The following is a 26,260-nucleotide window of genomic DNA, read 5'->3' as shown; positions in this document are numbered from 1 at the left end:
GCTCCCGGGGCCGCGACAACGGGAGATGGTAGCCTTCGAGCATCGAAGCCCCGGTTCCCACAGGAGATCTCTTGCCTGAAACGTCCGCTCGTGTCGGTGTCGTCGTCAGGACCAAGGACCGGCCGGTCTTCCTGGAGCGGGCGCTGCACGACATCGCCCGGCAGAGCTTCGCCGACTGGTCCGTGGTCGTGGTGAACGACGGGGGAGACCCCGCGCCGGTGGACCGGATCGTGGCGGCGCTGTCTTCGGAGCTCGGCCCCCGGGCGTCAGTGATCCACCGCACCACCGGGCTGGGCCGCTCGGCGGCGGCGAACGTGGGTGTGCAGGCGCTGTCCACCGAGTTCGTCGTGCTCCACGACGACGACGATCTCTGGGCGCCGCATTTCCTGGCCGACGCGGTCTCATGGCTCGACCGCACTCCCGAGGACGCGGGGGTCGTGACCCGGACCGAGATCGTCTACGAGCGCATCGACGGAGAGCGGCTGATCGAGACCGGACGCGAGCCGTTCTGGGGCGAGATGACTCGCGTCACATACGCCGACATGCTCCAGGTCAACCGATTCGTCCCGATCGCCTACGTCTACCGTCGTGCGCTGCACGACGAGGTCGGGCTCTATCGGGAGGATGTGCACGCGGCCGAGGACTGGGAGTTCAACCTCCGTGTGCTGCGGCTGCACCCGATCGGATACCTGCGAGACCGGGTCGGTGCGTACTGGATGCAGCGTCGCGGGGTCGAGGGGATCCTCGGCAACAGCATGTTTGCGCTGGCCGACGAGCACGACAAGTACGACCGCATGATCCGCGACGAGGCGCTGCGGGCCTTCGCCGCGGCACACGGCGACGGCCTGATGCTGTACCTCGCGCGCTACATCCAGGACGAGGTCGACCGCCAGCTGTCTGAGCGCACCTCGCTCGGCCAGAGGGCGACAGAGGTCGCCCGGCGAGGATGGCGCCGGTTCCGTGGCCGCTGAGACCGGGGTCGTCGCCCAGCGCCTGGTGTTCCCCGTCGACGGCATCGCCGCCGATGCCGTCCCGCTGTACGTGCGTGGCCCCGTCGTCGTGGAGGGCCGACGCGCGGTCCGCATTCCTCCGGGCGTGAGCGCCTCGTTCGCGACCTATTTCAACGCGTTCCCTGCAGGGATCTGGGCCTCTGCGACGGGCATCGACCGCGTCGCACTGCACCTGAGCGCGGAGGGCGCCGGGGTGCACCGTCTTCGCGGCGTCACCGCCGACGGTGCGCCGTACACGCTCGCCGAGTCTCGGGGTTCAGGAGTGCTCGTGCTCGACGCGGTCCTTCCGCAGGGCCTGACCTGGATCTGGCTGGAGGTCGAGACGGGGCGGGAGACGGTCCGGGTGTTCGACGCCGAGTGGCGGATCGACGCTCCGTCGCGTCCGGTGCGGATGGACGTGGCGATCACGACGATGAACCGCGTCGACGACTGCGCGCTGCTCCTTCACGCACTGGGGGACGCGGAGCTGACGGACGTCCTGGCGCATGTCGTCGTCGTGGACCAGGGGACGGATCCGATCGGCCCGCACGCGCCGGACGGGCCTCTTCGCAACGGCGTGCCGCTGCGGGTGATCGTCCAGGAGAATCTCGGAGGCTCCGGCGGCTTCAGCCGCGGCATGCTCGAGGCCCTGGGGACCGGAGCGACCCACGTGCTGCTGCTGGACGACGATGTGCGGATCGAGCCGGAGTCGATTCGGCGCCTGCACGCGCTCGCATCGACGGCGGTCGGCGACCCGCTGCTCGGGGCCCAGATGCTGAGCATGCTCGAACCCACCGTGCTGCACTCGATGGGGGAGCAGATGGATCGGTCGCGGATGTGGTGGCATTCGACCGAACCCGAGCTGTCGGCCGCCGACCTCGCGGCGCATCCTCTGGAGAGCACGCCCGGTCTGCGGCGTTTCCGCCCCGTCGACTTCAACGGATGGTGGATGTGCCTCGTGCCCACGCAGGTGGTGCGAGCGGTCGGTGCCTCGTTGCCGCTCTTCATCAAGTGGGACGACGCGGAATTCGGTCTGCGCGCAGCCGCCGCCGGCCACCGCACGCTCACGATTCCGGGGGTCGCCCTGTGGCACGTCCCGTGGACCTCGAAGGACGACGGGCTGGATTGGCAGGCGTACTTCCAGCTGCGCAACAGACTGGTCACGGCCCTCGTGCACGAGCGGCGCCCCCGGCGGGTGCTCTGGGCGACCTGGACGCAGGACGTCAACCATGTGCTCTGCCTGCAGTACGGATCGGGCCGGTTGCGCAACGTCGCCCTGGAGGACGTCCTGTCCGGGCCGGAGCACCTGTCCGCGACTCTGCGAGGCGGGCGGGCGCGCGCGCAGCGGATCCTCGCCGATGCGGGTCAAGCGGTCCGTCCCGACGATCCTGCGCAGGAAACGCCTGCGCCGCACCGCGAGCAGTCCGCTCCGCGGGGTGCGATCGCTCAGGCGCGACGGATGACGCGAGTGCTGCTGCATCAGCTTGCGCCCGTCAGACCGCTCAGCCGTCCGGCCGAGACGGTGCAGAGAGCATCGGGCAAATGGTGGCGGCTGGGACTCCTCGACGACGCGCGGCTGCGCAGCGCGTCAGGATCCGGCTCCTTCCTGCTGCATCGCTCGCGGTCCGAGGCGCTGGCACTGCTCCGTCGCTCTGCCGGGCTCCGGCTCCGGCTGTGGTGGTCCTGGCGGGCGCTCTCCCGCCGCTATCGCGAAGCCGCACGGGAACTCGCCGGGGAGCCGTTCTGGCGAGGGATCTACTCCGAAGCGGAATGAGGCGCGGGCGCAGCCCGAGCAGCGACCGTCATTTGAGCAGCTTGCGCTCGGCCATCTCCTTGAGGGAGCGCTCGTATCCGTCGGCTTCGACCGGCTCGGTCAGCACCCACTCGGCGAACCGCTTCACGCCGTCCTCGAACGCGACCGCCGGGGTGAATCCGAGGATCTCACGCAGCGCGCTCGTGTCCGCGACGTTGTGACGGATGTCGCCGAGGCGGTAGTTGCCGGAGATCCGCGTCGGCACCTCCGTGCCGTACGCGGCGAACAGCGCGGCGACGACGTCGTTGACGGACGTGGCGACGCCGGAACCCACATTGAAGATCCCGCCCGCGGCCGCAGGCGCCGTGGCGGCGAGATAGGTCGCTTCGACGACGTCGTCGATGTAGACGAAGTCCCGGCTCTCCTCGCCGTCCTCGAAGATGTTGATGTCCTTGCCCTGCCGGATCAGCGTGGAGAAGATCGACAGGATGCCCGTGTACGGATTCTTGAGCGACTGCCCGGGGCCGTAGACGTTCTGGTAGCGCACCGAGACCGGCTCGACGCCGATCGTCGGCGCCACCGTCATGATGAGCGACTCCTGCATCTGCTTCGTGATCCCGTAGACGGACGACGGGTGGACGAGCGCGGTCTCGTCGGTCGGGATGAGCCGAAGCTCCCCCTCGCCCGGAACATGGACCTCGAAGTCGCCCGCCGCCATGTCGGCGTCAGAACGGTGCTCGGGGTAGACCCGCCGGCCGTCGGTGGTCTCGTAGGCTCCTTCGCCGTAGATCGAGCGCGACGACGCGATCACGACGCGGCGGACGGAGTGCTCCTCGTTGGTGAGGATGTCGAGCAGCTTCGCCGTTCCGCCGACGTTGGCGTCCACGTAGCGGTCGATCTCGTACATCGACTGGCCCGTACCGGTCTCCGCCGCCAGGTGGATGACGATGGTGGCGTCCCGAAGCGCGCGGCGCAGATCCTCCTTCGACGTCACGGTGCCCACGATCACCTCGGCGACGCCGTCGAGCGAGCGCAGCAGCGGGGAGGTCGTCTCGGGGTCTTCGCCGTGGACCTGCGGGATGAGCGCGTCGAGGACGGTGACGGCGTGGCCGTCGCTCGCGAATCGCGCGGACAGGCGGGTTCCGATGAAGCCGGCTCCGCCGGTGATCAGGACGTGTTCCGACATGGATGCTCTCCTCGGGCGCTCGGACGGGGCTCGGCGGCGTTCGAAACGTCGACGCGGCAGCGGGCCCGCGAAGAAGTGTGCCTCCGTCGACTGTATCGCAGCGCGTTCCGGCGACCCGCCTTGCCCAGCCCACGCGGGAGGGATCCAGGGTTCATCGAGCGACAGGCCGTAAGATCGAGGTGTTTTGCGATCGATCCCGATGATCGCGGAGCGCACGGGGCAGGGAACGCATCGTGCAGAAGGGCCTCTCACATGGATCTCCTCATCGTCGGGTCGGGTTTCTTCGGCCTCACCATCGCCGAGCGCGCCGCAGCAGCGGGCCGCAAGGTGACGGTCATCGACCGTCGTCACCACATCGGCGGCAACGCGTACAGCGAGGACGAGCCGACGACCGGCATCGAGGTGCACCGCTACGGCGCTCACCTCTTCCACACGTCGAACGCGACCGTGTGGGAGTACGTGAACCGCTTCACGACGTTCACGGGCTATGTGCACCGGGTGTACTCGACGCACAAGGGCGAGGTCTACCCGCTTCCGATCAACCTGGGCACGATCAACCAGTTCTTCCGCGCCGCCTACACGCCCGATGAGGCGAGGGCGCTCATCGCGGGCCAGGCAGGCGAGTTCGACGCGCATGAGGCGAAGAACCTCGAGGAGCGCGGGATCGCCCTGATCGGCCGTCCGCTGTTCGAGGCGTTCATCCGCGACTACACCGCCAAGCAGTGGCAGACCGACGCGCGCGAGCTCCCTGCGTCGATCATCAGCAGGCTGCCGGTGCGGTACAACTACGACAACCGCTACTTCAACGACACCTGGGAGGGCCTGCCGACCGACGGCTACACCGCGTGGCTGGAGCGCATGGCCGATCACCCCAACATCGACGTGAAGCTCAACGTCGACTTCTTCGACGACGCGCAGCCGCTGAACAAGCGCTCGACCGTCGGTCAGGTGCCGATCGTGTACACCGGTCCCGTGGACCGCTACTTCGACTATGCGGAGGGCGAGCTCGGCTGGCGGACGATCGACCTGGAGCAGGAGGTGCTCGACACGGGAGACTTCCAGGGCACCAGCGTCATGAACTACCCCGACGCGGATGTGCCCTACACCCGGATCCACGAGTTCCGCCATTTCCACCCCGAGCGCGCCGATCGCTACCCGACCGACAAGACCGTGATCATGCGGGAGTTCTCGCGGTTCGCGGAGCGGGGCGACGAGCCGTACTACCCGGTGAACACCGCGGCCGACCGAGACGGCCTGCTCGCCTACCGCGAGCTCGCGAAGGGGGAGCAGGACGTGCTCTTCGGCGGTCGCCTGGGGACCTACCAGTACCTGGACATGCACATGGCCATCGGATCCGCCCTGTCGATGTGGAACAACCAGCTGGCATGACGGTCGACACGCACTCCCGCCGGGCGCATCGCGCTGCGGTGGCGCGGACGAGCGCCCTGCAGCGACAGCGCCAGGGCCACCGCAGCGACATCGACGGGCTGAGGGCCGTGGCGATCCTCCTGGTCGTCGTCTACCACGTCTGGATCGGGCGGGTCTCGGGCGGAGTCGACGTCTTCCTGATGATCTCCGCCTTCTTCCTCACCGGCTCCTTCGTGCGCCGGATGGAGGCAGGCAAGCCGCTCGCGATCGGCGCCTTCCTGCTGAGCCGGTTCCGCCGGCTCATGCCGGCGGCGGCTGTGGTGCTGGCCGCGACGCTCGGCGCGTGCTGGCTGCTCCTGCCGCAGACCTCCTGGCCGCAGCTCTGGAAGGAGGGCTGGGCCTCCCTCGCGTACGTGCAGAACTGGGTGCTCGCGAACGACGGCGTGGACTACTACGCGCACGACTCGGCGCTCGCCTCACCACTGCAGCACTTCTGGTCGCTCTCCGTGCAGGGCCAGGTCTTCGTGCTGTGGCCCCTGCTCTTCCTCGTCGGGGCGCTGATCGTCCGCACGACCGGGCGGTCGGCCGGGGGCGTCATGGCCGTCCTGTTCGGCGTGGTGTTCGCCGGCTCGCTGGCCTTCTCCGTCTGGGAGACCGCGGGGCAGCAGACGTTCGCCTATTTCGACACCCGTGCGCGGCTCTGGGAGTTCGCCGCGGGCTCGCTGCTCGCGCTCGCCCTCCCGCACGTCCGCCTTCCCCGGGTGCTGCGCGCCGCACTCGGATGGCTCGGCCTGTTCGGGCTCGTCGTCTGCGGCATGGTCATCGACGTGCGCGGCGGCTTCCCCGGATACCTTGCACTGTGGCCGATCGTGTCGGCCGCTTTGGTGATCGTCTCCGGGACCCGACCCGACGACGAGGGATCCACCTCGGCGGATCTCGGCCCGGGCAGGATCCTGGCGACCCGCCCTGTGCTGGCCGTCGGCCGCGACGCGTACGCGCTCTACCTGGTGCACTGGCCGATTCTGATCCTCTGGCTCAGCTGGCGCGGCCAGACCCAGGCGTCCGCGCTCGACGGCGCGCTGATCATCGCGTCCTCGCTCGTGCTGGCCCGCGTCATCACCCTCTGGGTCGAGAGGCCGCTGCGGCTTCGCGCCGGCGATGGCGGCGTCCCCTGGCGCAACGCGGCGGTCATCGTCTGCTGCATCGCGCTCGTGACGGCCGTCCTCGCCCCGTGGCAGTGGAACGTGACGAGCCAGGCTGCGGCGTTGCAGCAGGCGTACAAGAAGGCCTATACGGGTGCTCAGGGAGCACCGGGGACGACCGAGGACGACGGCATTCCCATCATCCCCTCCGTGAGCGGTCCGGAGGCGGAGAACTGGACGGAGCTGGACCGGGCGTGCTCCGGGAGGTTCGCTTCCGACGTCGACATCGTGCAGGAGAACTGCCGGCAGACGTCGAATGCCGATAGTGCGTCGCGCGTCGTGGTGGTCATGGGCAATTCGCATGCACAGCAGATGACCTCCGCGGTCCGGGCTGTCGCGGATCGGCGCGGGTGGGGGGTCGTGATGATCTTCCGGCCGTGGTGCTCCCTCGCCGCCGATCATCCGATGGCCGTCCCCGAACATCTCTGCGATGAGTGGCAGGCCGCCGCGCTGGACCATGTGCTGACGATCCATCCCGACGCGTTCTTCACGATCGTGACGGCGGCGTCCGCGGACAGTCCGGACGAGGAGGCGATCGCCGGGCTGGGGGACCTGCTCGACACCTTCGATGCGGCCGCGATCCCGGTCGTGGGCGTACGCGACAACCCGCGCTCGGGAGAGACCAATTACTACACGTGCGCGATCGAGCGGCAGTTCTGCGACTTCCCCGCGGAGTCCGCGCTGGCGCCGGAGAATCCGGCCGCCGAGTACGCCGACCGGATGACGCTCATCGACTTCACGCCCTGGCTCTGTCCTGACGGGACCTGCCATGTCGTGATCGGGCACATCGCGGTGTATCTCGACATGAACCACCTCAGCGCGCAGTTCGCCCGAACCCTCGGTCCTGCGCTCGAGCAGCAGCTCGGCGACGACTTCCTGAAGCCGTGACACAGGGACGAGCAGCGACCCCGAATAGACTCGGATCCGTGAGTCACACGACGGCCGGCGCCCCCGGGTCGCCCCGGCGCTATTTCCATTCGCTGTGGCTGCTGTCGGCGCGCGACCTCCGCGTCCGCTACGCGACGAGCGTGCTGGGCTACCTCTGGTCCGTGCTGGATCCGCTGGTCATGAGTGCGATCTACTGGTTCGTGTTCACGCAGGTGTTCCACCGAGGTCAGGTCGGCGAGCAGCCGTACATCGTCTTCCTCATCACCGCGCTGCTACCCTGGGTGTGGTTCAACACGGCGGTGGGCGAGTTCACCCGCGCGTTCAAGAAGGACGCCCGCCTGATCCGGTCCACCGCGATCCCGCGGTCCATCTGGGTGGTGCGGGTCATCGTCACCAAGGGCCTCGAGTTCACGTTCGCGATTCCCGTGCTGGTGCTGTTCGCCGTGTTCGCGGGGGCGAAGGCGAACTGGTCGTTGCTGCTGTTCCCCGTGGCGATGATCTGGCAGACGGTGCTCCTCATCGGGCTGGGGCTGCTGGTCGCACCCCTCTGCGTGCTCTGGGCCGATCTCGAGCGCACGACGGCGCTGATCCTCCGGGCGCTGTTCTACGTCTCGCCGATCATCTACGGCTTCAAGGACCTCCCGCACGAGCTGCACGTCCTCGGAGCGCTCAATCCTCTGTCGGGCATCTTCACCCTGTACCGCGTCGGGCTGTTCCCGGGGCAGTGGCAGCCGGAGCCGGTGATCATCGGGGTCGTCGTCACCCTGGTGTTCCTCGCGCTCGGGCTGTTCACCTTCCGCTCCCTCGAGCGAGACGTGCTGAAGGAGCTGTGATGGACCAGGAGCGCACCGCGATCGAGGTCGACGGGCTCGGCGTGCGGTTCCGGCTGGGCCGCCGAGGACGCCGCAGCTTCAAGGACCTCTTCGCGGGCAAGAAGCGGCGGAACAGGCCCGGTGAGTTCTGGGCGCTGCGGAACGTGTCGTTCCGCGTGAGCCACGGCGAGGCGATCGGTGTGGTCGGCCGCAACGGCCAGGGCAAGTCGACGCTGCTGAAGCTCGTCGCGGGCGTGATGCTGCCCGACGAGGGGCAGGTGCGCGTGCACGGCGGCGTCGCCCCGCTCATCGAGCTCACCGGCGGCTTCGTCGGCGACCTCACGGTGCGCGAGAACGTGCGGCTCACCGCGGGTCTGCACGGCATGGGCCGTGCCGAGGTCTCCGCGCGCTACGACGACATCATCGACTTCGCCGAGCTGGAGAAGTTCCAGGACACCCCGTACAAGCATCTGTCCAACGGCATGAAGGTCCGGCTCGCGTTCTCCGTCGTGTCCCAGCTGGAGGAGCCGATCCTGCTGGTCGACGAGGTGCTCGCCGTCGGGGACAAGGCCTTCAGGGACAAGTGCTACCGGCGCATCGACGAACTGCTCGCCGAGGGGCGCACGCTGTTCTTCGTCTCGCACAACGAGAAGGATCTGCGCCGCTTCTGCACGCGGGGGCTCTACCTGGACAAGGGCGGACTGGTCCTGGACGCATCCATCGGCGACGTGCTGGACCGGTACAACGCGGACAACTCCTGAGGGACCGCCTGCGGACTCAGAGTCCGACGAGTCCGCGCAGCTGTCCGAGCGCCGCGCGGGCGTCGGCGAGCGCTGCGGAGGCATCCGCGCCGCTGGCGAACGCGTTCTTCAGCGCCTGAAGCTTGGCTGAGTAGACGTTCACGTCCTGGCTCCACGCACCGGCGATCGAGGACGGTGCGGGCTGCCCGGCCAGGTTCTGGGCGTCGATCTGCAAGGAGTCGACGGTCTGCGTCGCCGCATCCCCGCTCTGGCCCTGGGCGATGCCGAGGCCGGTGGCGGCGTCATCGAGCCGAGGCTGCACCAGGGCGCGGAACTGGTCGAGGGACGGGTCAGGCACCGGAGGAGGCGAGGTGACCGGAGCGGTCGGCAGATCGGTCGGAGCGGAGGTGGGTGCGTGCGTGGGGGAGACCGTCGGGGACGGCGTCGCGGACTTCGACACCGAAGGGCTCGGGGTCGGTGCCGCGCCGTCGCCGCGCGGGATCAGGAACAGCGCCACCACGCCGGCGGCGATCAGCACCGCCACCACGAGTGCGATGATGAGCGCGATCCGTCCTCCGCGCTTCGGCTTCTCGTCCGGGAAGATCCAGACGGCTTCCGGCTTCTGCTCGCTCATCAGTCCTCCAGGGCCGGCATGGGGCGCCAGCTGCGGTCGCGGCCGATCTTCCCGCCGTCGCGCAGCCCGCGGAACAGATTGCTCGTTCCTCGCATCGTGCGCTCGACGAACACGAGACGGATCAGCTCCTTGGCGAAGGTCATCGTGGTGCCGAGGCCGAACAGCACGGGGCTGTAGACGCCGTGCTGGCGGTAGTACTGCTTCAGGTAGGCGCGGTTGCGCATGATGTAGTACCGGTATGCGTTGCTGGACGCGTTCATGTGCCGGATCCCCATGTCCCACTGCTTGATCTCGCGGGTGCGGCGCAGCACGAACTCGTCCACGATCACGGCCTGGGTCTTGCGCGACGCGAGCCAGCCGTACATCTGGTCGTCCCAATAGATGAAGAAGCGCGGATCGGGCAGGCCGATCTCCTTGACGATCGAGCGGTGGATGAACATCCCCTCGAAGCAGCCGCTGTTCATCGGCTTGAAGCCCGTGGCGTCGAAGCCTGCGGGCGCGAACGGGATCGGGATGCCCATGCGCTCCGCGATCCGGTACTGCCAGTAGAACGCGCTGCCGTCGTAGTCGTAGCGCCGGCCCTGGATGCTCTTGAAGCGCGGCGCCCAGGCGCCCATCCTCGCGAGGCCGTCGGGGAGCACCTCGACGTCGTCGTCCATCATCCAGATCCATTCGGATCCGAGCTCGTACGCGGTGCGCATGCCCTCGCTGAAGCCGCCGGATCCGCCCGTGTTGGTCTCGAGCCGCCGGTACACGATCTCCGTGCCGACGCGGGAGCGGTACGAGTCGACCACGTCGGTGGTGTCGTCGGACGAGGCGTTGTCGATGATCACGACCCGTCCCGGCTTCGGGTCCATCCGCTCGATGCTCTCGAGCAGTCCCTGCAGCAGGTGGGAGCGGTTGAAGGTGACGATGACGATCGTCGCGGTGGCCGGGTCGAAGCCGGCGGCGCCGTTCTGGCGGTCAGGGGTCACGGATGTCGCTCCAGAGAGGGTGAGGGGGCCCTTCCAGCCTACCCGCCGAACCTCCCACGTCCCTGCGCGCGTGCGCGCGCCGCGGAGCCTCAGCGATCCGGCAGCGGAGTGGAGCTGGTCTGCACGGCGTCGATGTTCTCCCGCCAGCTGCGCGACTGCCCGGCCCGCAGCGCGCACAGCACGAGCAGGAACCAGCCCGCGCCGACGAGGGTGAAGCTCTCGAACACCGAGTCCACGGCGAGCGTCACGAGCACCAGCGGAGCCCAGGCGTAGACGACCGAACGACGCACGCTCGCCACCAGCCAGGACCTCACGAGCGCGACGCCGCCGAGCAGGCAGAACAGCAGCAGGCCGCCGCCGCCGACCTGCAGCAGCGTGTCGAAGAACGCGTTCAGTGCGCTGCCGTGGTGGTCGTTGGTGAAGTAGTTGATGCTGTTGAACGGGTACAGATCGTCGTTCCAGAGTCCGAACCAGCCCCATCCCTGCGCGGGCCGCTGCTGCACGTATCCGAGCAGGGTCGTCCACAGGTCGACCCGCGTGTTGAAGTCGCTTCCCGCATCCAGCACCGCGATGATCCGCTGGTGGAACACGGCGGCGGCGATGAGCGCGGCGAGCACCACGGCGCCGATGGTCCACTGCAGCGGTCCGCGCCTCGCCGGGGGAGCCTGGCGCACCATCACCAGCGCGACGCTCGCGACCCCCACGACGGCGGCGAGCACGAGCACCGTCGGCGACGCCGAGAACAGCGCGAGGGTCCCGGCGACGACGACCGAGGGGATCGCGACGGCCGCGGAGAGCGACTGCGAACGCCACTCCACCACGAAGGTGATGATCGCGATGACGGCGATGAGCCCGAGCATGTTGCGGGTGCCGAAGAGGCCCTGGATCGGCCCGCCGGTCGCCAGCCGTCCCTGGATGCCGAGGAAGGGGAAAGGCATGTCCAGGAGGATGCCGCTCATGATCTCGGCGATGAGGGAGGCGGCGAGCAGGATCCGCAGCGCGTCGCCCAGTGCCCGCACCGTCTGCAGCGTGTCCCGGATGTGGCCGACGACGATGGCGATGACGGCGTAGCCCGCGAGTGCGGCCCAGGACTTCAGCGTCGCCGTCGAGGCGGTGGACCAGACGGTGCTGGCGAGCGTCCAGGCGAGGAAGGCGAGCAGCGTCGACGGAGCGACGCGCAGGGGGCTGAGCTCGTCGCGGCGCACCCACAGGATCCCGATGCCGATTACGCTGAGGGCCGCGATGATCGTGTTGCGGGTGGCGGCGGACGTGAACGCGCCGATCGCGTACGAGCCGAAGACGGACAGCAGCGCACAGGTCGTGTACGCGCGGGCCATCTCGACCGAGGACAGGGTCCTCGCCAGGCGCCGCCGCGGAGTGGTCATGCCGTTCGGCGGCGCGACTGCGGCGGTGCGCCCTCGCCGGGTCCTGATCCCACGAACGGGGAGATCTTCATCTTGAACGACAGCAGGATCACGAGCAGCCAGCCCCAGAGCATGATCGGGGTCGACTCGGCGAGGCCGAGCACCAGGAGCATCGCGACGAGCACCGTCGGCAGCAGCGAGAGCGCGGCGTACGGGCGGTCGTCCACCAGATCCCAGCGCGGACGGTCGACCGCGAAGAACCACGCCCGCCAGGCGAACGCGAGGAAGACGATCGCGATCAGCACGACGCCGATCGCGCCGAGCTGCAGGAACACGTCCAGCCACATGTTGTGCGCCATGAAGACGGTGATCCGGTGGTCGATGATCCAGCCGTGGAACGCCGGGTCCCACGGCACCCAGGGGGAGGAGAAGCCGTTGCCGAAGACGGGGCGCTGCACGGCACGCTCCCACACCTTGCGCCAGATCTCGACGCGTCCGGTCAGATCCGAGGACTTGCCGAGCGCCCCGAAGACCGTGTTGCGGGCGAACCAGATCCCCGCGGCCCCGACGACCGCGACCGCGGCGAACACCGCGTACAGGCGCGTGCGCTGGGCGGGCCTGCGGGCGCGCCGGAAGAGCAGTGCCGCGCCGAGCACCAGCGCGCCGATCGCCAGCGAGGCGTACGCGGTCGCGGATCCGGCACGGAGGAAGAAGAACGCCGCCAGCGCGATCCAGATCAGCAGCGCCGGCCGGCGCCTGGCCCCCTGCGCGTACAGCAGCGCGAACACGACGAGGGCGATCGCGCAGAGGATGCCCAGGGTGTTCGAGTTCCCGACGATGCCCTGCAGGCGTCCGCCGTCGAAGAGATCGCCGCGCACCCAGTACCAGTGCGGATCCGGCTTGCCGGCGGGCAGATCGGAGAAGAACGGCAGCAGAGGGCGTCGGAGCACGAGCGCGACCCACAGCTCGAGGACGAGCGACAGGCCGAGGACCCACTTCAGCGCGCTGGACAGAGCGCGCGCGATCTCGTGCCAGCTGAGGGTGAACGCGATGAAGAGCGCCACCACGGTGATGGATGCCTGCAGCGTCCAGGTGAGCAGCGTCGCCGACGGCCACCTCGACCACAGCACCGACACCAGAGCGAGGGCCAGGTAGCCGAGAGCCGCCCACGGCAGCCGACGCCAGGGGAATCGTGCGGGGCGGGCCAGCGCGATCCGCGGGACGGCGAGTCCGAGCGTGCCCAGCAGCAGCACGCCCAGCACGACGGCGGCGCCGTCGACGCCGAGCAGGTTGAAGACGGCGGTGTGCGCGAACACGCCGAACAGCAGCAGCACGATGTGCGCGCGCAGGAGCAGATGCCCGGTGGATTCGCGCGCCGGTGCGCTCGGCGGGGGTGCCGTGGAGAGTCGGGAGTGCTGCGCCATCGTGGTTCAGAGTACCGCGCGCCTCTCGGCGCGCCGGGAGCGCGGGCAGGTCTCCGACACGCCGACGCGACACGCCGAACGCGTCGAAGAACGTTCAACGGATGCTTGAGGGTTTACGATCCGCGACTTGACCCACGGGAATGACACGGGTGTAATTAGTTATGCAACGCGGCCCGCGGGGCACCCGGGGGGAAACGAGGGAGAGGGCGACATGACGGCATACCGTTCCGACGTTCCCGACGACTGGTTCGTCGATCCGGTCCAGTTGGGGGTCCCGGGCGTTCGCCGTCCGACCGAGGGCGATGACAACGCTCTCGCCTGGCAGAGCGAGGCGCTCTGCGCCCAGACCGATCCCGAGGCCTTCTTCCCGGAGAAGGGCGGATCCACCCGCGACGCCAAGCGGATCTGCACCTCGTGCGACGTGCGGGGCGAATGCCTCGAGTACGCGCTGAACAACGACGAGCGCTTCGGCATCTGGGGCGGGCTCTCCGAGCGCGAGCGCCGCAAGCTCAAGCGCCGCGCCGTCTGAGGCGGGCGCGCCCGACTCGCGCGAATGATGCGTCCGCCGGGAAAACGGTGACGCGCCCAGCCGGAAGCCTGCTCGTCCGGTTCGCCCGCTTAGGCTGACCCCGTCATGTCTGCCCGAGTACACGCCGTCCTCGTCGCCCGTTCGGGGTCGACCTCTCTCGCGCGCCTGCTGCGCGCCCTCGATGCGCTCGCCGCGCAGACCCGTCGGCCCGACGCGCTGACGATCGTCGCCTGCGGGCCCTCCTCCGCCATGCGCAGCAGTGTGCGCGTCGCGCAGTCGGCAGAGGCCGTCATCGAGACGAAGGCCTCCACGACCCTCGCCTCCGCCGTCGCCCTGGCCCTTCCCCGGGTCGCGAAGGACGCGGATCTGTGGATCCTCACAGACGACTGCGCGCCCGCACCCTCAGCGCTCGAGCAGCTCGCCGGCGCGCTCGAGCGGTCTCCGGCCGCGGCGATCGCCGCGCCGAAGCTGCTCAGCGATGTCGACGAGCACCGCATCGCCTCGTTCGGCCAGAGCATGACGCGGCTCGGCCGTGCCGTCGACCCGGCGCGCGGCGAGCTCGACCAGGGCCAGCTCGACGGTCAGGACGACACGCTGGGCGCCGACGTGCGCGGACTCCTCATCCGCGCCGGCCGCGGACTGCGCCCGGATCCGGGCCTGGGCGGACGCGACGAAGGACTCGATCTCGGTGTCAGGGCGCGCCTCGCCGGCGCGCGCATCGTGCTCGCCCCCGGTGCGCGGATCGCCGTCGACGACACGACCGGCGAAGGCACGGCCGCGGACGCGTACGCCCGGCGGCGCGCGCAGCTGCACCGGCGCCTCAGCTACGCGCCCGCGGCAGCGGTCCCGCTGCACTGGCTGTCCCTGCTCCCGCTGGCGCTGTGGCGTTCGATCACGCACCTCACCGGCAAGCGCCCGGCAGCGGTGCTGCCGGAGTGGGGCGCGGCCGGCGTCGCGATGGTCTCCGGATCCGCCGTGGCCCGGTCGCGGCGGGCGATCAAGGCCGACCGGAGCGCGTCCTGGGCGAGCATCGCGCCGCTCCGCATGACGCGCGCGCAGCTGCGCCAGCACCTCGACGACGGACACGGCACCGAGGCCGGTGTGCACGAGGAGCTCGGCTTCTTCTCCGGCGGCGGTGCATGGGCGGTGCTGGCGGCGCTGGTGGCCGGCGTCGCGCTCTTCGCCTCGCTGCTGGCGTGGCCCGCCCTCGGCGGGGGAGCGCTGCTGCCCCTGCGCGAGACCGTCGCAGCGCTGTGGCGCGATGCCGCCTACGGGCAGCGCGGCTTCGGAGTGGGGGTGGTCGGCCCGGCCGATCCGTTCTCCGGGGTGCTGGCCGTTCTCGGGTCGCTGTGGCCGGGCGCGCCGTCGTTCTCCCTCGTTCTGCTCTGGGTCGCGGCGCTCCCGCTCGCGATGCTCGGCGGCTGGTTCGCGGCCACGCGGATCACGGATCGCCCCGGCCTGCGCATCCTCGCGGGGACGGTGTGGGCGCTGGCGCCGACCTTCCTCATCGCCCTCGCAGACGGCCGCCCCGCCGCCGTCCTGCTGCACCTGCTGCTGCCGTGGGTCTTCCACACCGTGCTCGTCGCGCAGCGCTCCTGGGGAGCCGCCGGAGCTGCGTCGCTGCTGACGGCGGCGAGCCTCGCCTGCGCCCCCTCGCTGGCTCCGGCGTTCGTGCTGCTGTGGCTGATCGCGATCGTGTGGCTGCTGGTGCTGCGTCGGGTGCGCGGCGCGGTGCGCATGGTCTGGGTGCTCGTGCCGTCCGTGGTCGTCTTCGCTCCGCTCGCGATCTGGCAGGCGGCGCGCGGAACGCTCTGGGCGCTCCTGTCCGACCCCGGCGCGATCCTCGCGGCACCCCAGGCGACGGCGGATGCGGCAGGGCGCCTTGCGCTGCTCGGCGGGCTGCCGACGATGGACCAGGCGGGCTGGCCCGCCCTGCTGCACGCGCACGGCGCGCCCTGGGTGCTCTGGCTCGCCGCGCCCCTCGGCGTGCTGGCCGTCGTCTCGACGATCACGCGGCGCTGGAGCGTCGGGATCGGATCCCTGCTCGTCGCCGCCACGGGTCTTGCGACGGCGTTCGCGGTCGTGGGCATCGCGGTCGCGTTCACGCAGTCCCAGGCCGTGCCGATCTGGCCGGGATCCGCGCTGAGCCTCGCCTGGATCGGCGTGCTCGGCGGTGCACTGGTCACACTCGACTGCGCCATCACGCGCCCGACGTGGCGAGGGCTGGCGGCCCTGGTCGCCGCCGCGGGAGTCGTGGTGTGCGCCGTGCCGACCGGCGTCTCCCTGGTCACGGGTGAGGCGACGATCCACCGCGGAGAGCTGACCACGCTTCCGGCCTACGTCAGCGCGCAGGCGCGGGGGGACCGCGAACTCGGCACCCTCGTGCTGACCGCTCAGCCGAGCGGCGCGCTCGGCACCACCGTCGTCTGGGGCGCGAGTGCGACCCTGGGCGCGCAGGCCACGATGGTGAGCACGGCGACCGCCCCGCAGGGCGTCGATCTCACCGAGCTCTCCGTCGACCTGGTCTCCGCGCGGCAGTTCGATGCGCCCAAGGCACTCGGCGCCCTCGGCGTGCGCTTCGTGCTCGTGGAGTCCGCCGCGGACAAGGAGACCTCCGCGGCGCGCTCGCTGCGGCTGCAGGCGGGCACCGCCCTGGACCAGCGCACCGGCTTCGTGCGCGTCGGCGAGACGCCCCGCGGCGTCCTCTGGCGCATGGAGGCGGCGCCGGCCGCCCGTCAGGGACTGACGGCCGGGCAGCGCGCGACGGCACAGCTCGTCGTCGCGATCGAGATCATCGTGCTGCTCGCCGCCCTCCTCCTGTCGATCCCGACGCGGTCGTCTCGTCGCGCCGCCCGGGCGGTCCCGCGCGCGGTCGGGGTGCTTCCCGAGCGCGCACCGCGTCCGGCCAAGCCCGAACGGGAGCGGCGGGCGCGTCCGCGGCGGAAGCCGAAGACGTCCCCGGAGTCGCTCGTGATCCCCGCCGTCGCCGGCGCCGGGTCCGCCGATCCCGCCGGTGAGGCGCCGGATGAGCAGAGTGCGCCGTCCGCGCAGGAGACGGCGGCGCCGGAGCCCGAGGCGGAGTCGACCACGAGCACCGAAGCCCCCCTCGACGCGGAGGAGACGGACGGTGTCGCGCCGCCGGAATCCGCGACCGAGGTCGACGTCGACGATGCGTCAGAACCCCGCACCGGATCCGCGCCCGCGAAGGAGGCCGACGAATGAGCAGCAGGACCTCCACGCGCGTGGTCGCCACGGGCGCCCGCCTGGTCGCCGGAGCCATCGTGTCCGCGGCGTGCGTCGCAGGCGCGGTGATCGCGGTCCCGGCCGCCTGGCCGACCGTCGAGCACACGGCGCAGCACGCGACGATCACACCGGTCGCCGGAGACACGCTGCTCAGCTGCGCCGGATCCTTCCTCGCGCTCGGCCGGGACGCGTCGCAGGCGTCGCAGCTGAGCGTCGCCGCGACCCCGCAGGTCGTGCGCGGCGCGGCGGGATCCGCGTCCCTCGACGCGATCGAGCTCGGCATGACCGGGGTCCTGGACGACCAGGCGGCGCCCGGATTCAGCGCAGCGCCGGAGGGTCGCAAGCCCGCACTCGTCGCGGCGGCCCAATCGCTGACCGTGACCGCGGACGACCTCGCCGGCTTCGCCGCCTCGGCCTGCCGTCCGCCCAGCATGGAGTCGTGGATCGTCGGCGGTGCCGGAACCACCGGCTCGAGCGACATCCTCCTGATCGCCAACCCCGGTGCCGTCCCCGCGAACGTGGTCTTCACGGAGTACGGGTCGCAGGGCGGCACGCACTCGTCCGAGCTCGTCGTTCCTCCGCACACCCAGTCGACGGTGCCGCTCGTCGCCGGATCGGCGGGGGAGAGCAGCCCGGTCGTGAAGGTGACCTCCAGCGGCGCCCCCGTGCGCGCGGCGCTGCAGTCGAGCCTGATCCGGATCCTCGACCCGGTGGGCGTCGACGTGCAGGACGCGATCGCCCAGCCGTTGAAGGACTTCTCCCTGCTGGGAGTGCGCGCCGTGGTCGGCTCCTCCGACGACGACAACGCCTCCACGGCGGTGCGTCTGCTGTCCCCGGATGCGGACGCCACGGTCACGCTGCAGCCGCGCAACGCCGCCGACGGGTCCAAGGTCGGCGAGCCGAAGACCGTGAAGCTCACCGCGGGCCAGGTCGGATCCGTGAACTTCTCCGCCCTCAAGCCCGGGCTGTACGGCATCGACGTGTCGGCGACGGCGCCCGTCGTCGCGGCGGCCTGGCAGACGACCGGCTTCGTGAAGGGGTCCGACTTCGCCTGGATGACGCCCGCGCCGACCATCACCGGGGAGACGGCGTTCGCGGTGGCCGACGGCCCCGCTCCCCAGCTGCACCTGCAGAACGCCTCCGATCAGGCGACGACGGTGCAGATCGCCCCGGTCTCCGGCGGCAAGGCGCAGAGCGTCGCGCTGAAGCCCGGCGGCGGGGCGACGATCGCCCTCACCGGCTCCACCACCTACACGCTGACGTCGCCGACCGCCGTGCGCGCAGCCGTGGCGTACTCGGGCATCGGACGCCTCGCCGGATATCCGGTGTGGGCCGCGGACGCGGCGGCGGCGCCCGTCACCGTGTACCAGCGCTGATCGCGTCGATGGCCCCGGTGGTGCTGTGAAGACCGGGGTCGTCGGGCCGGGTCACTCGTCCGTGTCGAAGCCCCGCGGATCCATCTCCCAGGGCTCGCGGCCGATGTACTGCGCGGCCGCGCGGAAGACGGCCCCCTCGATCGCGATCCTGCGATGGGCGGCGTCGTCATGACCGGGCTCGAGCAGCCGCTCGATCGGCACGCGGAACAGCACGATGCGCTGCGCGGCGGTGTCGATGAGCCACCGGGGCAGCCCGTCGGCGTCGGAGTGCGACGGCATCGCAGCGATCTCGATGCGCACGGGTCGCAGATCCGGCCACATCGATCGGAGCAGCTCGACCGCCGATCCGACGTGCAGGTCGAACGTGTCGAGCCGGCCGTCGAGCGGGGGGAGCGGCGGCCGCACCACCGAGCTGCGGCCGAGCCGCCCGTGGCGGCCGTGCCGGTCTCCCCGACGCGGCGCGACGGCGGCACGACGGGGTCCACGAGCGCGACGCATGCGGCAAGTCTAAGCGGCGGGCGAGAGGTCCGCGGCTACCCTGAAAGGGATGTACGGACGACTCTGCTCCAAGGTGGGCTGCGCGCGCGAGGCCGTGGCGACCCTCACCTACGACTACGGCGACCAGATGGCGGCCCTGGGGCCCCTCGGCGTCGAGAACGACCCGCACGCGCACGATCTGTGCGCGATCCACGCCGAGCGCCTCTCCGTGCCCACCGGCTGGATCGTCGTGCGGCATGAGACCCTGCAGGCCTGACCGGCCCGCGGGTCGGATCCTCAGACTCCGACGTCGAGGCCGCTGAGCTTCTGCACCCGCTCGTCGGCGAGGCGCAGCGCACGGCTCTCCCGCTCGCGGCGCAGCACGGTCGCGGCGACCAGCACGACCTCCGGCGGGGCGGCGGGGACCGGTGAGATGAAGGCGGACGCCTCGGCGAGCAGTTCCTGCGCGATCCGGGCGCGGGCAGCCGGGAGCAGCTGCGGCGCGCTGTCCAGGAACTGCGAGATCCGCCGGGCGAGCCGGTCGGGCATGCGTGCGACGTCGGCGATCGCCGCCCACGCCTCCAGGCCGGGGGGCATCGCGATCGGCCGGGGCGAGAGCCGCGGCGTGCGCACCTTCTGGCAGTACGTGCCGGCGACGAGGTCGCCCAGGCGCTGCGAGCGGGCGGTGAAAGCCCCGGTGAGGAACGCGACCGCGCCGAAGGTCATATAGGTCTCGAACACGCCGACGAGCGCGCGGATGAAGGCGTGGCGGAAGCCGGCGGCGCCGCCGTCGACGCGCACGATGCGCCCGCCCACCGCGAGCCGGCCGAGACTGCGTCCGTGGGTGAAGGTCTCGATCGCGCAGGGCACGACGAGGAACGCGGTGACGAGGGCCAGGACGCCCAGGATCCGGTCGAGTGCGGAGTCGGCGATCGTGACGATCAGCCAGAGACGCACGGCGATGTAGCCGAGATAGATCGCCCAGCACAGGGCCCCGTCGATCAGCGCGCCCAGGGCCCGGAGGAAGAGCCCCACCGGCTGCACCTCGATCGCGACGGCCTCGCCGGAGAGCACCTCGTCGTCGCGGTCGAGGGCCGCGGAGTGCGCGCTCGCGGCCGTGCTCGAGGGCAGGGCATCCGACATGAGTACAGTAAAGCAGGTGGACGCCGACGCACTCGCCGATGCCAGGAGCCGCGAGTGGGCGCGCCTGGACGACCTCAGCCGGCAGCGTCTGGACGGCGCCGGGGTCGACGAGCTGATCACCCGCTACCGCGCGGCCTCGGCGGATCTCGCCGATCTGCGCAGCTCCGTCGGATCCTCGCCGCAGAGCGCGCACGTCTCGACGATCCTCGCCCGGGCGCGGCTGCGGCTCACCGGGCAGAGCGACAACGTGCTGCGCCAGACAGGGCGCTTCTTCACGCGTCAGCTCCCCGCGGCGCTGTACCGCCTCCGGTGGACCACCCTGGTGATCGCGCTCGCCAGCCTCGCCGTCATCGTCGTGGTGGCCGTGTGGATCACCTCGGATCCGGCGCTCGTCGCGGCCCTCGGGTCCAAGGCCGACCTGAAGTACTACGTCGACCACGCCTTCACCGAGTACTACACGGAGAACCCCGCCGCGACGTTCGCGGGCCTCGTGTGGACCAACAACGCCTGGATCGCCGCGCAGTGCGTGCTGTTCGGGATCACGGGGATCTGGCCCATCGTCGTGCTCATGCAGAACGCCGTGAACGTCGGCCTCGCCGTCGGCGTCATGTTCGCCTACGGTCGCGGCGACGTGGTGGTGCTGTATCTGCTGCCGCACGGGATGCTCGAGCTCACCTGCATCTTCGTCGCCGCGGCGGCGGGCCTGCACATCTTCTGGGCATGGCTGGTGCCGGGGGAGCGCGGCCGGGGCGAGGCGCTCGCCTCCGCCGGACGATCGCTCGGCACGGTGGCGCTCGGACTCGTGTTCGCGCTCGGGCTCTCCGGCCTCGTCGAGGGCTTCGTGACCGGATGGGGCCTGCCGTGGCCCGTGAAGATCGGGATCGGCGCCCTCGCGCTGGCCGTCTTCCTCGCCTACATGCTGATCGTGGGTCGACGTGCGCAGCGGCTCGGGGAGACCGGCGATCTCACGGAGTTCGAGGCGGGCACGCCGACGCTCGTCGCGGGCTGAGAACCGGATCCGGCGCTCGCCCCCTGCCGGGGTGGTCGCGGCGTGGTCAGCTCGAGGGGCGGGATCCCCGGTCGACGGGAACGTCGAACAGGGCGCGGTAGGTGAACCCTGCGATCAGCGCGCCGACGACGGGGAAGACCAGGAACACCCACAGCTGCAGCAGCGGCCCGACGCCGCCGTAGATCGCGGTCGCCAGAGAGCGGGCGGGGTTCAGCGAGGCGTTGTCGATCGGCAGCGTCGCCAGCACGCCCAGGGTGAGCGTGAAGCCGATCGCGACCCCGGCGAACGGCGTGCCCCGCACCGGGTGGGTGACGCCGAGGATCACGAACAGGAACAGCGCCGTGAAGACGACCTCGGCGATGATCGCGGCCCACGCGCCGAAGCCGCCGGGGGACAGCGTGCCCCATCCGTTGCTCGCGAAGCCCGCGTCCTGTGCGCGGGGCAGCCAGCCCTCCGGGCCGAACGTGCCGATCAGGGTGAGCACCGTGGAGGCGACGACGCCGCCGACGCACTGCGCGACCACGTACGGCCCGGCGTCCTTCCACGGGATGCGGCCGGCCGCGGCGGCGCCGAGCGTGACGGCCGGATTGAAATGGCCGCCCGAGATCGGCCCGAAGGCGTAGACGCCGACGAGCACCGAGAGCCCGACGGCGAGCGCGACGGCGAGGTAGATCGCCCCCTGCGCTCCGGGGTCGGTGAAGTGGTTCGATGCGAACAGGGCCGTGCCCATCGCGGCGGCGACCAGCAGGAACGTCCCGAGCCCCTCGGCGACGAGGCGAGCGGGGAGCGGGGACGCCGGCGCCGCGGGCGATTCGATGCGGGACATGGGACTCCTTGCTGTCGGGCGCCGGGCGGGCGCCGCCCTCAGCGACACTACCGGCGAAGCCGTGCGCGGCACCGCAGCGCCGACGGCCCGCCCCGGGATCGGGACGGGCCGTCGGGCGTTCGCGCTGCGGTGGGCTCGCGGGATCAGCGCACGTCGAAGCGGTCGAGCTCGGCGACCTTGACCCACGCCTTCACGAAGTCGTCCACGAACTTCTCCTGGGCGTCGTCGCTGGCGTACACCTCGGCCAGCGCGCGGAGCTCGGAGTTCGAGCCGAACACGAGGTCGGCGCGGGTGCCCAGCCAGGTCTTCTCGCCGGTCGCGTCGTCCGTCGCCTGGAACGCGTGGGATCCGGGATCCAGCGGCTTCCAGGTCGTGTTCAGATCCAGCAGGTTCACGAAGTAGTCGTTCGTGAGCACGCCGGGGGTGTGCGTGAGCACGCCGTAGGGGGATCCGTCCCAGTTCGTGCCGAGCACGCGCAGTCCGCCGACGAGGGCGGTCATCTCCGGCGCGGACAGGGTGAGCAGACCCGCCCGGTCCACGAGCAGCACCTCGGCGGGGATCGCGCGCGCCACGTCGCTGACGTAGTTGCGGAAGCCGTCGGCCTGCGGGTTCAGGTACTGGAACGACTCGATGTCGGTCTGCTCCTGCGTCGCGTCGGTGCGCCCGGGGGTGAACGGGATCTCGACGGCGCGCCCCGCGGCCGCCGCGGCCTGCTTCACGCCGACGTTGCCCGCCAGCACCACCAGGTCGGCGAACGACACCTGCGCTGCGCCGGCGGCGTTGAACGCCTCCTGCACGCCCTCGAGCGCCGCGATGACGCGGGCGAGCTCGGCAGGCCGGTTGACCTCCCAGCTGCGCTGCGGCTCGAGGCGGATCCGGCCGCCGTTCGCACCGCCGCGCTTGTCGCTGCCGCGGAACGACGCGGCGGCGGCCCAGGCGGTGGAGACGAGGTCCGAGACGCTGAGCCCGGTCGCCGCGATCCGCTGCTCGAGGTCGGCGATCTCGGCCGGGCCGATCAGGGCTCCGGTGTGCGCGGGCAGGGGGTCCTGCCACAGCAGGTCCTCTGCGGGAACCTCGGGTCCGAGGTAGCGGCTCTTCGGGCCGAGGTCGCGGTGCGTGAGCTTGAACCACGCCCGGCTGTACGCGTCGGTGAACGCGGCCTGGTCGTCCTTGAAGCGCAGCGAGATCTCCCGGTAGAACGGGTCCTCGCGCAGCGCGAGGTCGGTGGTGAGCATCCGCGGCTCGCGGCGGCCCTCGCCGTGCGCCTCGGGCACCATGTCGGATCCGGCGCCGTCGGCCGGCTTCCAGTGCTTGCCGCCGCCGGGCCCTGTGGTGAGCTCCCAGTCGTAGGCGAAGAGGATGTGGAAGAACTCGTTGTCCCAGCGGGTGGGGTGGTAGGTCCAGGTGACCTCGAGTCCGGATCCGATGGTGTCGTTGCCGTGGCCGGCGCCGTGGCTGCTCTTCCAGCCGAGGCCCATCTGCTCCATCGGAGCGCCCTCGGGCGACTCTCCGACGTTGCCGGCTTCGGGGGCCGCGCCGTGCGTCTTGCCGAACGTGTGACCGCCGGCGATGAGGGCGACCGTCTCCTCGTCGTTCATCGCCATGCGGCCGAACGTCTCACGGATGTCCTTCGCGGCGAGGAGCGGGTCGGGGTTGCCCTCCGGTCCCTCGGGGTTCACGTAGATGAGGCCCATCATCGTGGCGGCGAGGGGCTTCTCGAGCGAGCGCTCGCCCTGCTCGTCGGTGCTGATGCGGGCGCTCGAGTCGAGCCAGATCTTCTCGGATCCCCAGTACACGTCGTCGTCCGGCTCCCACACGTCGGGGCGGCCGCCCGCGAAGCCGAAGGTGGGCATGCCCATCTCCTCGTGCGCGACGTTGCCGGCGAGGATCATCAGATCGGCCCAGCTCAGCGCCTTGCCGTACTTCTTCTTGACCGGCCAGAGCAGGCGGCGGGCCTTGTCCAGGCCGACATTGTCGGGCCAGCTGTTCAGCGGCGCGAACCGCTGCTGACCGGTGCCGCCGCCACCGCGGCCGTCGAAGACGCGATAGGTGCCCGCGGAGTGCCACGCCATCCGGATCATCAGCGGGCCGTAGTTGCCGAAGTCGGCGGGCCACCAGGGCTGCGACTCGGTGAGGAGGGCCGCGATGTCCTTCTTGACCGCGTCGAGGTCGAGGGTCGCGAAAGCGGCGCGGTAGTCGAAGTCCTCGCCGTGCGGGTCGCCGACCGCGGGGTTCTTCGCGAGCTGGCGCAGGTTGAGGCGCTCGGGCCACCAGTCGGTGTTGCCGGTGCGGCCGCCCGCGGGGCGTGCCGCTCCTCGGCCGGCGTGATCGATGGGGCATTCCGCGGTGTTCTGGGATGCTGTGCGGGTCGCGGCAGCGTTCGTGTCAGACAAGGCAGATCCTTTCTCTCTTCTGGGTGGCTTTTCTGGCGCGCCGATCACCGCTCCCCGGAGACGGTTCCCCGGCGGCGGTCGGCGTGCGTCTCGGTCACGCGGAGTCGTGCACCTCGTCGCAGGCGGCGCAGATCGCGCGGTAGGTGACGGAGGCCTCGAGCAGCCGCATCCCGTGGTCCTCGGAGGGATGCAGGCACGGCGACGCCCCGACCGCGCACGCGACGACCTCCAGGCGTCCGCACCGCACGCACTGCATGTGGTGATGGTTGTCGTCCGGCTCCACCTCGAACAGCGCGCGGTCGGCGTCGGGCAGGCTCACACGGCGGACGATGCCCGCCGTGGCCAGATCCCCGAGGATCGCGTGCACGGTCGGCAGCGCGATGTCCGCACCCGCGACCGCGTTGTGGATCCGGTCCGCCGAGCTGTGCGGGGCGAGGGCCAGCGCCTGCAGTACGGCGATGCGCTGCACCGTGACGCGCAGTCCCGCGCCGCGGATGATCGCCGAGGTGTCCATGCCTCCACCGTAGCCTTTTCCTGAATGATTCAGGAAAACGGGCGCGGGTCGGCGTGTCGTCGCCGAGGAATCCCGCCCCGGCGGACGCCGCGCGCTCAGAGACGGCCCGCGGCCTTCAGATCGAGGTAGCGGTCGGCGATGCGCGGCGGGAGGTCCTCGGGATCCGCGGCGAGCGGCTCGGCCCCGGCGCGGCGGATCGCGTCGGCCACGCGGGCGGCGTCGGCCAGCGTCCGCTCGGCCGCGGCGGCGAGGTACACGTCCTCCCGGGAATCGCGGGCACGCGCGAGGTCGGCGATCGCGACGTCGGTCGCGGAGCCCACGAGGATCGTCGTGGCGCGGGAGGCGGTCGGGAACGCGCCCAGGAACGAGCGGGCGCTCTCCACGGCGTCCTGCGCGGTGAGCACCACGATCAGCGACGGGCGGGTCGTCACCGTGCGGATCGCGGCGAACGCCGCGCCCCAGTCGGTGTCGACGAGCCGGGCGTGCACCGGGGCCATGGCGTCGGACAGCGCGGGCAGCAGCGCGGGGCCGTCGACCCCGCTGACCCGCCCACGCACGGTGCGGTCGAACAGCAGCAGGTGCACGTGGTCGCCCGCACGCTGCGCCAGCGCGGCCAGCAGCAGGGCCGACTCGTACGCCGCGTCCAGCCGTGTGCCGTCACCGACCCTTGCCGCCGCCGTGCGTCCGGTGTCGATCAGGATCACGACGTGCCGATCGCGCTCCGGACGCCAGGTGCGCAGCATGGTCGTCCCCGCGCGAGCGGTGGCGCGCCAGTCGATCGAGCGCACATCGTCGCCGCGGACGTACTCGCGCAGCGAGTCGAACTCGGTGCCCTGACCGCGCACCTGCACGCTCGTGTTGCCGTCGAGCTCGCGCAGGCGCGCCAGCCGGGAGGGCAGGTGGCGGCGCGAGGTGAACGGCGGCAGGATCCGGATCGCGCCGCGCACCCGGTGGCGTCCCTGGCGACCGGCGAGGCCCAGCGGACCCGTGGAGCGCACGGCGATGAACTCGCTCGACAGCTCGCCCCGGCGGCGGGGGAGGAGCGTGATCGACAGCCTGCGGCGCTCGCCGGCGGGCAGGTCCAGGCGCATCCTGCCCCGCTCCGACGCGCCCGCGGTGGGCTGCCAGCCGTCCCGGAGGGTTCCCCGCAGCCGTCGCTCGCCGAGGTTCTGCACGATCACCGTCGCGGTCGCCGGCTCCAGCTGGCGCCCCCGGCTCGGCACGTCCCGCGTGATGCGCAGGGCGCCGAGCGGAGCGGCGAGCAGCACGTCGATGCCGACGAGCACGGCGCACAGCGCGAGCCAGCCGAGCAGCACGGACCACGGCGGCACCCCGAGGGCGTCGAGCAGCACGATCGGCACGACGCCGAGGGCGGCGACGATCACGAGGCGACCGGTGAGGAACATGGAGGCGTCT

At 71.2% G+C, this 26,260-nt stretch carries 22 protein-coding genes; 11 read left to right on the top strand and 11 right to left on the bottom strand.

Features of this window, described 5'->3' with window-relative positions; genetic code table 11:
* The first annotated feature begins 71 nt into the window (after positions 1-71).
* Together NFX31_RS11470 and NFX31_RS11465 are read left to right on the top strand one after the other, a co-directional pair.
* Positions 72-971, top strand: coding sequence for a glycosyltransferase family 2 protein (locus NFX31_RS11470; protein ID WP_262955778.1), 900 nt, complete (start codon positions 72-74; stop codon positions 969-971).
* Positions 961-2,763, top strand: coding sequence for a glycosyltransferase (locus NFX31_RS11465; RefSeq protein ID WP_262955777.1), 1,803 nt, complete (start codon positions 961-963; stop codon positions 2,761-2,763). The genes NFX31_RS11470 and NFX31_RS11465 overlap by 11 nt, the downstream gene beginning before the upstream one ends.
* A gap of 28 nt (positions 2,764-2,791) precedes the next feature.
* Here NFX31_RS11465 and NFX31_RS11460 read toward each other — a convergent pair whose 3' ends face one another.
* Entirely contained in the window at positions 2,792-3,928 is a 1,137-nt protein-coding gene (locus NFX31_RS11460; protein ID WP_045251161.1) for an NAD-dependent epimerase/dehydratase family protein, read from the bottom strand.
* A gap of 252 nt (positions 3,929-4,180) precedes the next feature.
* Between NFX31_RS11460 and glf the strand changes: the two genes are divergently transcribed.
* From glf to NFX31_RS11440, 4 genes are read left to right on the top strand one after another with little or no spacing between them, the layout of a single operon-like run.
* Positions 4,181-5,317 (top strand): UDP-galactopyranose mutase, encoded by a 1,137-nt coding sequence (glf, locus tag NFX31_RS11455; protein WP_045251160.1) that lies wholly within the window; start codon positions 4,181-4,183, stop codon positions 5,315-5,317.
* A complete protein-coding gene (locus NFX31_RS11450; protein WP_262955775.1) occupies positions 5,314-7,386 on the top strand; it encodes an acyltransferase family protein in 2,073 nt (690 codons plus the stop codon). The genes glf and NFX31_RS11450 overlap by 4 nt, the downstream gene beginning before the upstream one ends.
* A gap of 38 nt (positions 7,387-7,424) precedes the next feature.
* On the top strand, positions 7,425-8,219 hold the full coding sequence (locus tag NFX31_RS11445; RefSeq protein ID WP_045251159.1) for an ABC transporter permease: 795 nt from the start codon (positions 7,425-7,427) through the stop codon (positions 8,217-8,219).
* Complete coding sequence (locus NFX31_RS11440; protein WP_045251158.1) at positions 8,219-8,959, top strand: ABC transporter ATP-binding protein; 741 nt, start codon at positions 8,219-8,221, stop codon at positions 8,957-8,959. Before NFX31_RS11445 ends, NFX31_RS11440 begins: the two co-directional genes overlap by 1 nt.
* Positions 8,960-8,975: 16 nt before the next feature.
* On the opposite strand, the gene NFX31_RS11435 is transcribed toward NFX31_RS11440, so the two are convergent.
* The 4 genes from NFX31_RS11435 to NFX31_RS11420 form a co-directional block, all read right to left on the bottom strand.
* Entirely contained in the window at positions 8,976-9,572 is a 597-nt protein-coding gene (locus NFX31_RS11435) for a hypothetical protein (protein WP_045251157.1), read from the bottom strand.
* Positions 9,572-10,546, bottom strand: a complete 975-nt coding sequence (locus NFX31_RS11430) for a glycosyltransferase family 2 protein (RefSeq protein WP_262955773.1) — start codon at positions 10,544-10,546, stop codon at positions 9,572-9,574. The genes NFX31_RS11435 and NFX31_RS11430 overlap by 1 nt, the downstream gene beginning before the upstream one ends.
* Positions 10,547-10,635: 89 nt before the next feature.
* On the bottom strand, positions 10,636-11,931 hold the full coding sequence (locus NFX31_RS11425; protein ID WP_045251155.1) for an O-antigen ligase family protein: 1,296 nt from the start codon (positions 11,929-11,931) through the stop codon (positions 10,636-10,638).
* Positions 11,928-13,334, bottom strand: a complete 1,407-nt coding sequence (locus tag NFX31_RS11420; protein WP_262955772.1) for an O-antigen ligase family protein — start codon at positions 13,332-13,334, stop codon at positions 11,928-11,930. Before NFX31_RS11420 ends, NFX31_RS11425 begins: the two co-directional genes overlap by 4 nt.
* Positions 13,335-13,545: 211 nt before the next feature.
* Between NFX31_RS11420 and NFX31_RS11415 the strand changes: the two genes are divergently transcribed.
* From NFX31_RS11415 to NFX31_RS11405, 3 genes are all read left to right on the top strand, one after another.
* Complete coding sequence (locus NFX31_RS11415) at positions 13,546-13,863, top strand: WhiB family transcriptional regulator (protein ID WP_082072361.1); 318 nt, start codon at positions 13,546-13,548, stop codon at positions 13,861-13,863.
* Positions 13,864-13,968: 105 nt separating this feature from the next.
* The gene (locus NFX31_RS11410; RefSeq protein WP_262955771.1) at positions 13,969-17,085 is read left to right on the top strand and encodes a glycosyltransferase; all 3,117 of its coding nucleotides are present in this window, start codon (positions 13,969-13,971) and stop codon (positions 17,083-17,085) included.
* On the top strand, positions 17,082-18,482 hold the full coding sequence (locus NFX31_RS11405) for a DUF5719 family protein (RefSeq protein WP_262955770.1): 1,401 nt from the start codon (positions 17,082-17,084) through the stop codon (positions 18,480-18,482). Before NFX31_RS11410 ends, NFX31_RS11405 begins: the two co-directional genes overlap by 4 nt.
* Positions 18,483-18,533: 51 nt before the next feature.
* Here the strand turns inward: NFX31_RS11405 and NFX31_RS11400 are convergent, their stop codons facing one another.
* On the bottom strand, positions 18,534-18,980 hold the full coding sequence (locus NFX31_RS11400; protein ID WP_309599119.1) for a hypothetical protein: 447 nt from the start codon (positions 18,978-18,980) through the stop codon (positions 18,534-18,536).
* Between the two features lie 49 nt (positions 18,981-19,029).
* Here NFX31_RS11400 and NFX31_RS11395 point away from each other — a divergent pair, with 49 nt between their 5' ends.
* Positions 19,030-19,236 carry a DUF3499 family protein gene (locus tag NFX31_RS11395; RefSeq protein WP_045251152.1) on the top strand — a complete coding sequence of 69 codons (207 nt, stop codon included), beginning with the start codon at positions 19,030-19,032 and terminating at the stop codon, positions 19,234-19,236.
* Positions 19,237-19,256: 20 nt separating this feature from the next.
* Here NFX31_RS11395 and NFX31_RS11390 read toward each other — a convergent pair whose 3' ends face one another.
* Entirely contained in the window at positions 19,257-20,102 is an 846-nt protein-coding gene (locus tag NFX31_RS11390) for an RDD family protein (protein WP_262955767.1), read from the bottom strand.
* Between the two features lie 16 nt (positions 20,103-20,118).
* Here NFX31_RS11390 and NFX31_RS11385 point away from each other — a divergent pair, with 16 nt between their 5' ends.
* Positions 20,119-21,111, top strand: a complete 993-nt coding sequence (locus tag NFX31_RS11385) for a stage II sporulation protein M (RefSeq protein WP_091482010.1) — start codon at positions 20,119-20,121, stop codon at positions 21,109-21,111.
* A gap of 46 nt (positions 21,112-21,157) precedes the next feature.
* Here the strand turns inward: NFX31_RS11385 and NFX31_RS11380 are convergent, their stop codons facing one another.
* The 4 genes from NFX31_RS11380 to NFX31_RS11365 form a co-directional block, all read right to left on the bottom strand.
* Complete coding sequence (locus tag NFX31_RS11380; RefSeq protein WP_091482006.1) at positions 21,158-21,937, bottom strand: aquaporin; 780 nt, start codon at positions 21,935-21,937, stop codon at positions 21,158-21,160.
* 143 nt (positions 21,938-22,080) lie between these two features.
* Complete coding sequence (katG, locus tag NFX31_RS11375; protein WP_420847410.1) at positions 22,081-24,330, bottom strand: catalase/peroxidase HPI; 2,250 nt, start codon at positions 24,328-24,330, stop codon at positions 22,081-22,083.
* 94 nt (positions 24,331-24,424) lie between these two features.
* Positions 24,425-24,844, bottom strand: a complete 420-nt coding sequence (locus NFX31_RS11370; protein WP_045251148.1) for a Fur family transcriptional regulator — start codon at positions 24,842-24,844, stop codon at positions 24,425-24,427.
* Positions 24,845-24,939: 95 nt separating this feature from the next.
* Positions 24,940-26,250, bottom strand: a complete 1,311-nt coding sequence (locus tag NFX31_RS11365) for a DUF58 domain-containing protein (protein WP_091481992.1) — start codon at positions 26,248-26,250, stop codon at positions 24,940-24,942.
* Between the last annotated feature and the right edge of the window lie 10 nt (positions 26,251-26,260).

This window comes from Microbacterium azadirachtae, assembly GCF_025583665.1.
In the GTDB taxonomy this organism is placed as follows: domain Bacteria; phylum Actinomycetota; class Actinomycetes; order Actinomycetales; family Microbacteriaceae; genus Microbacterium; species Microbacterium azadirachtae.
This window is presented reverse-complemented; position numbering and strand designations above follow the sequence as displayed.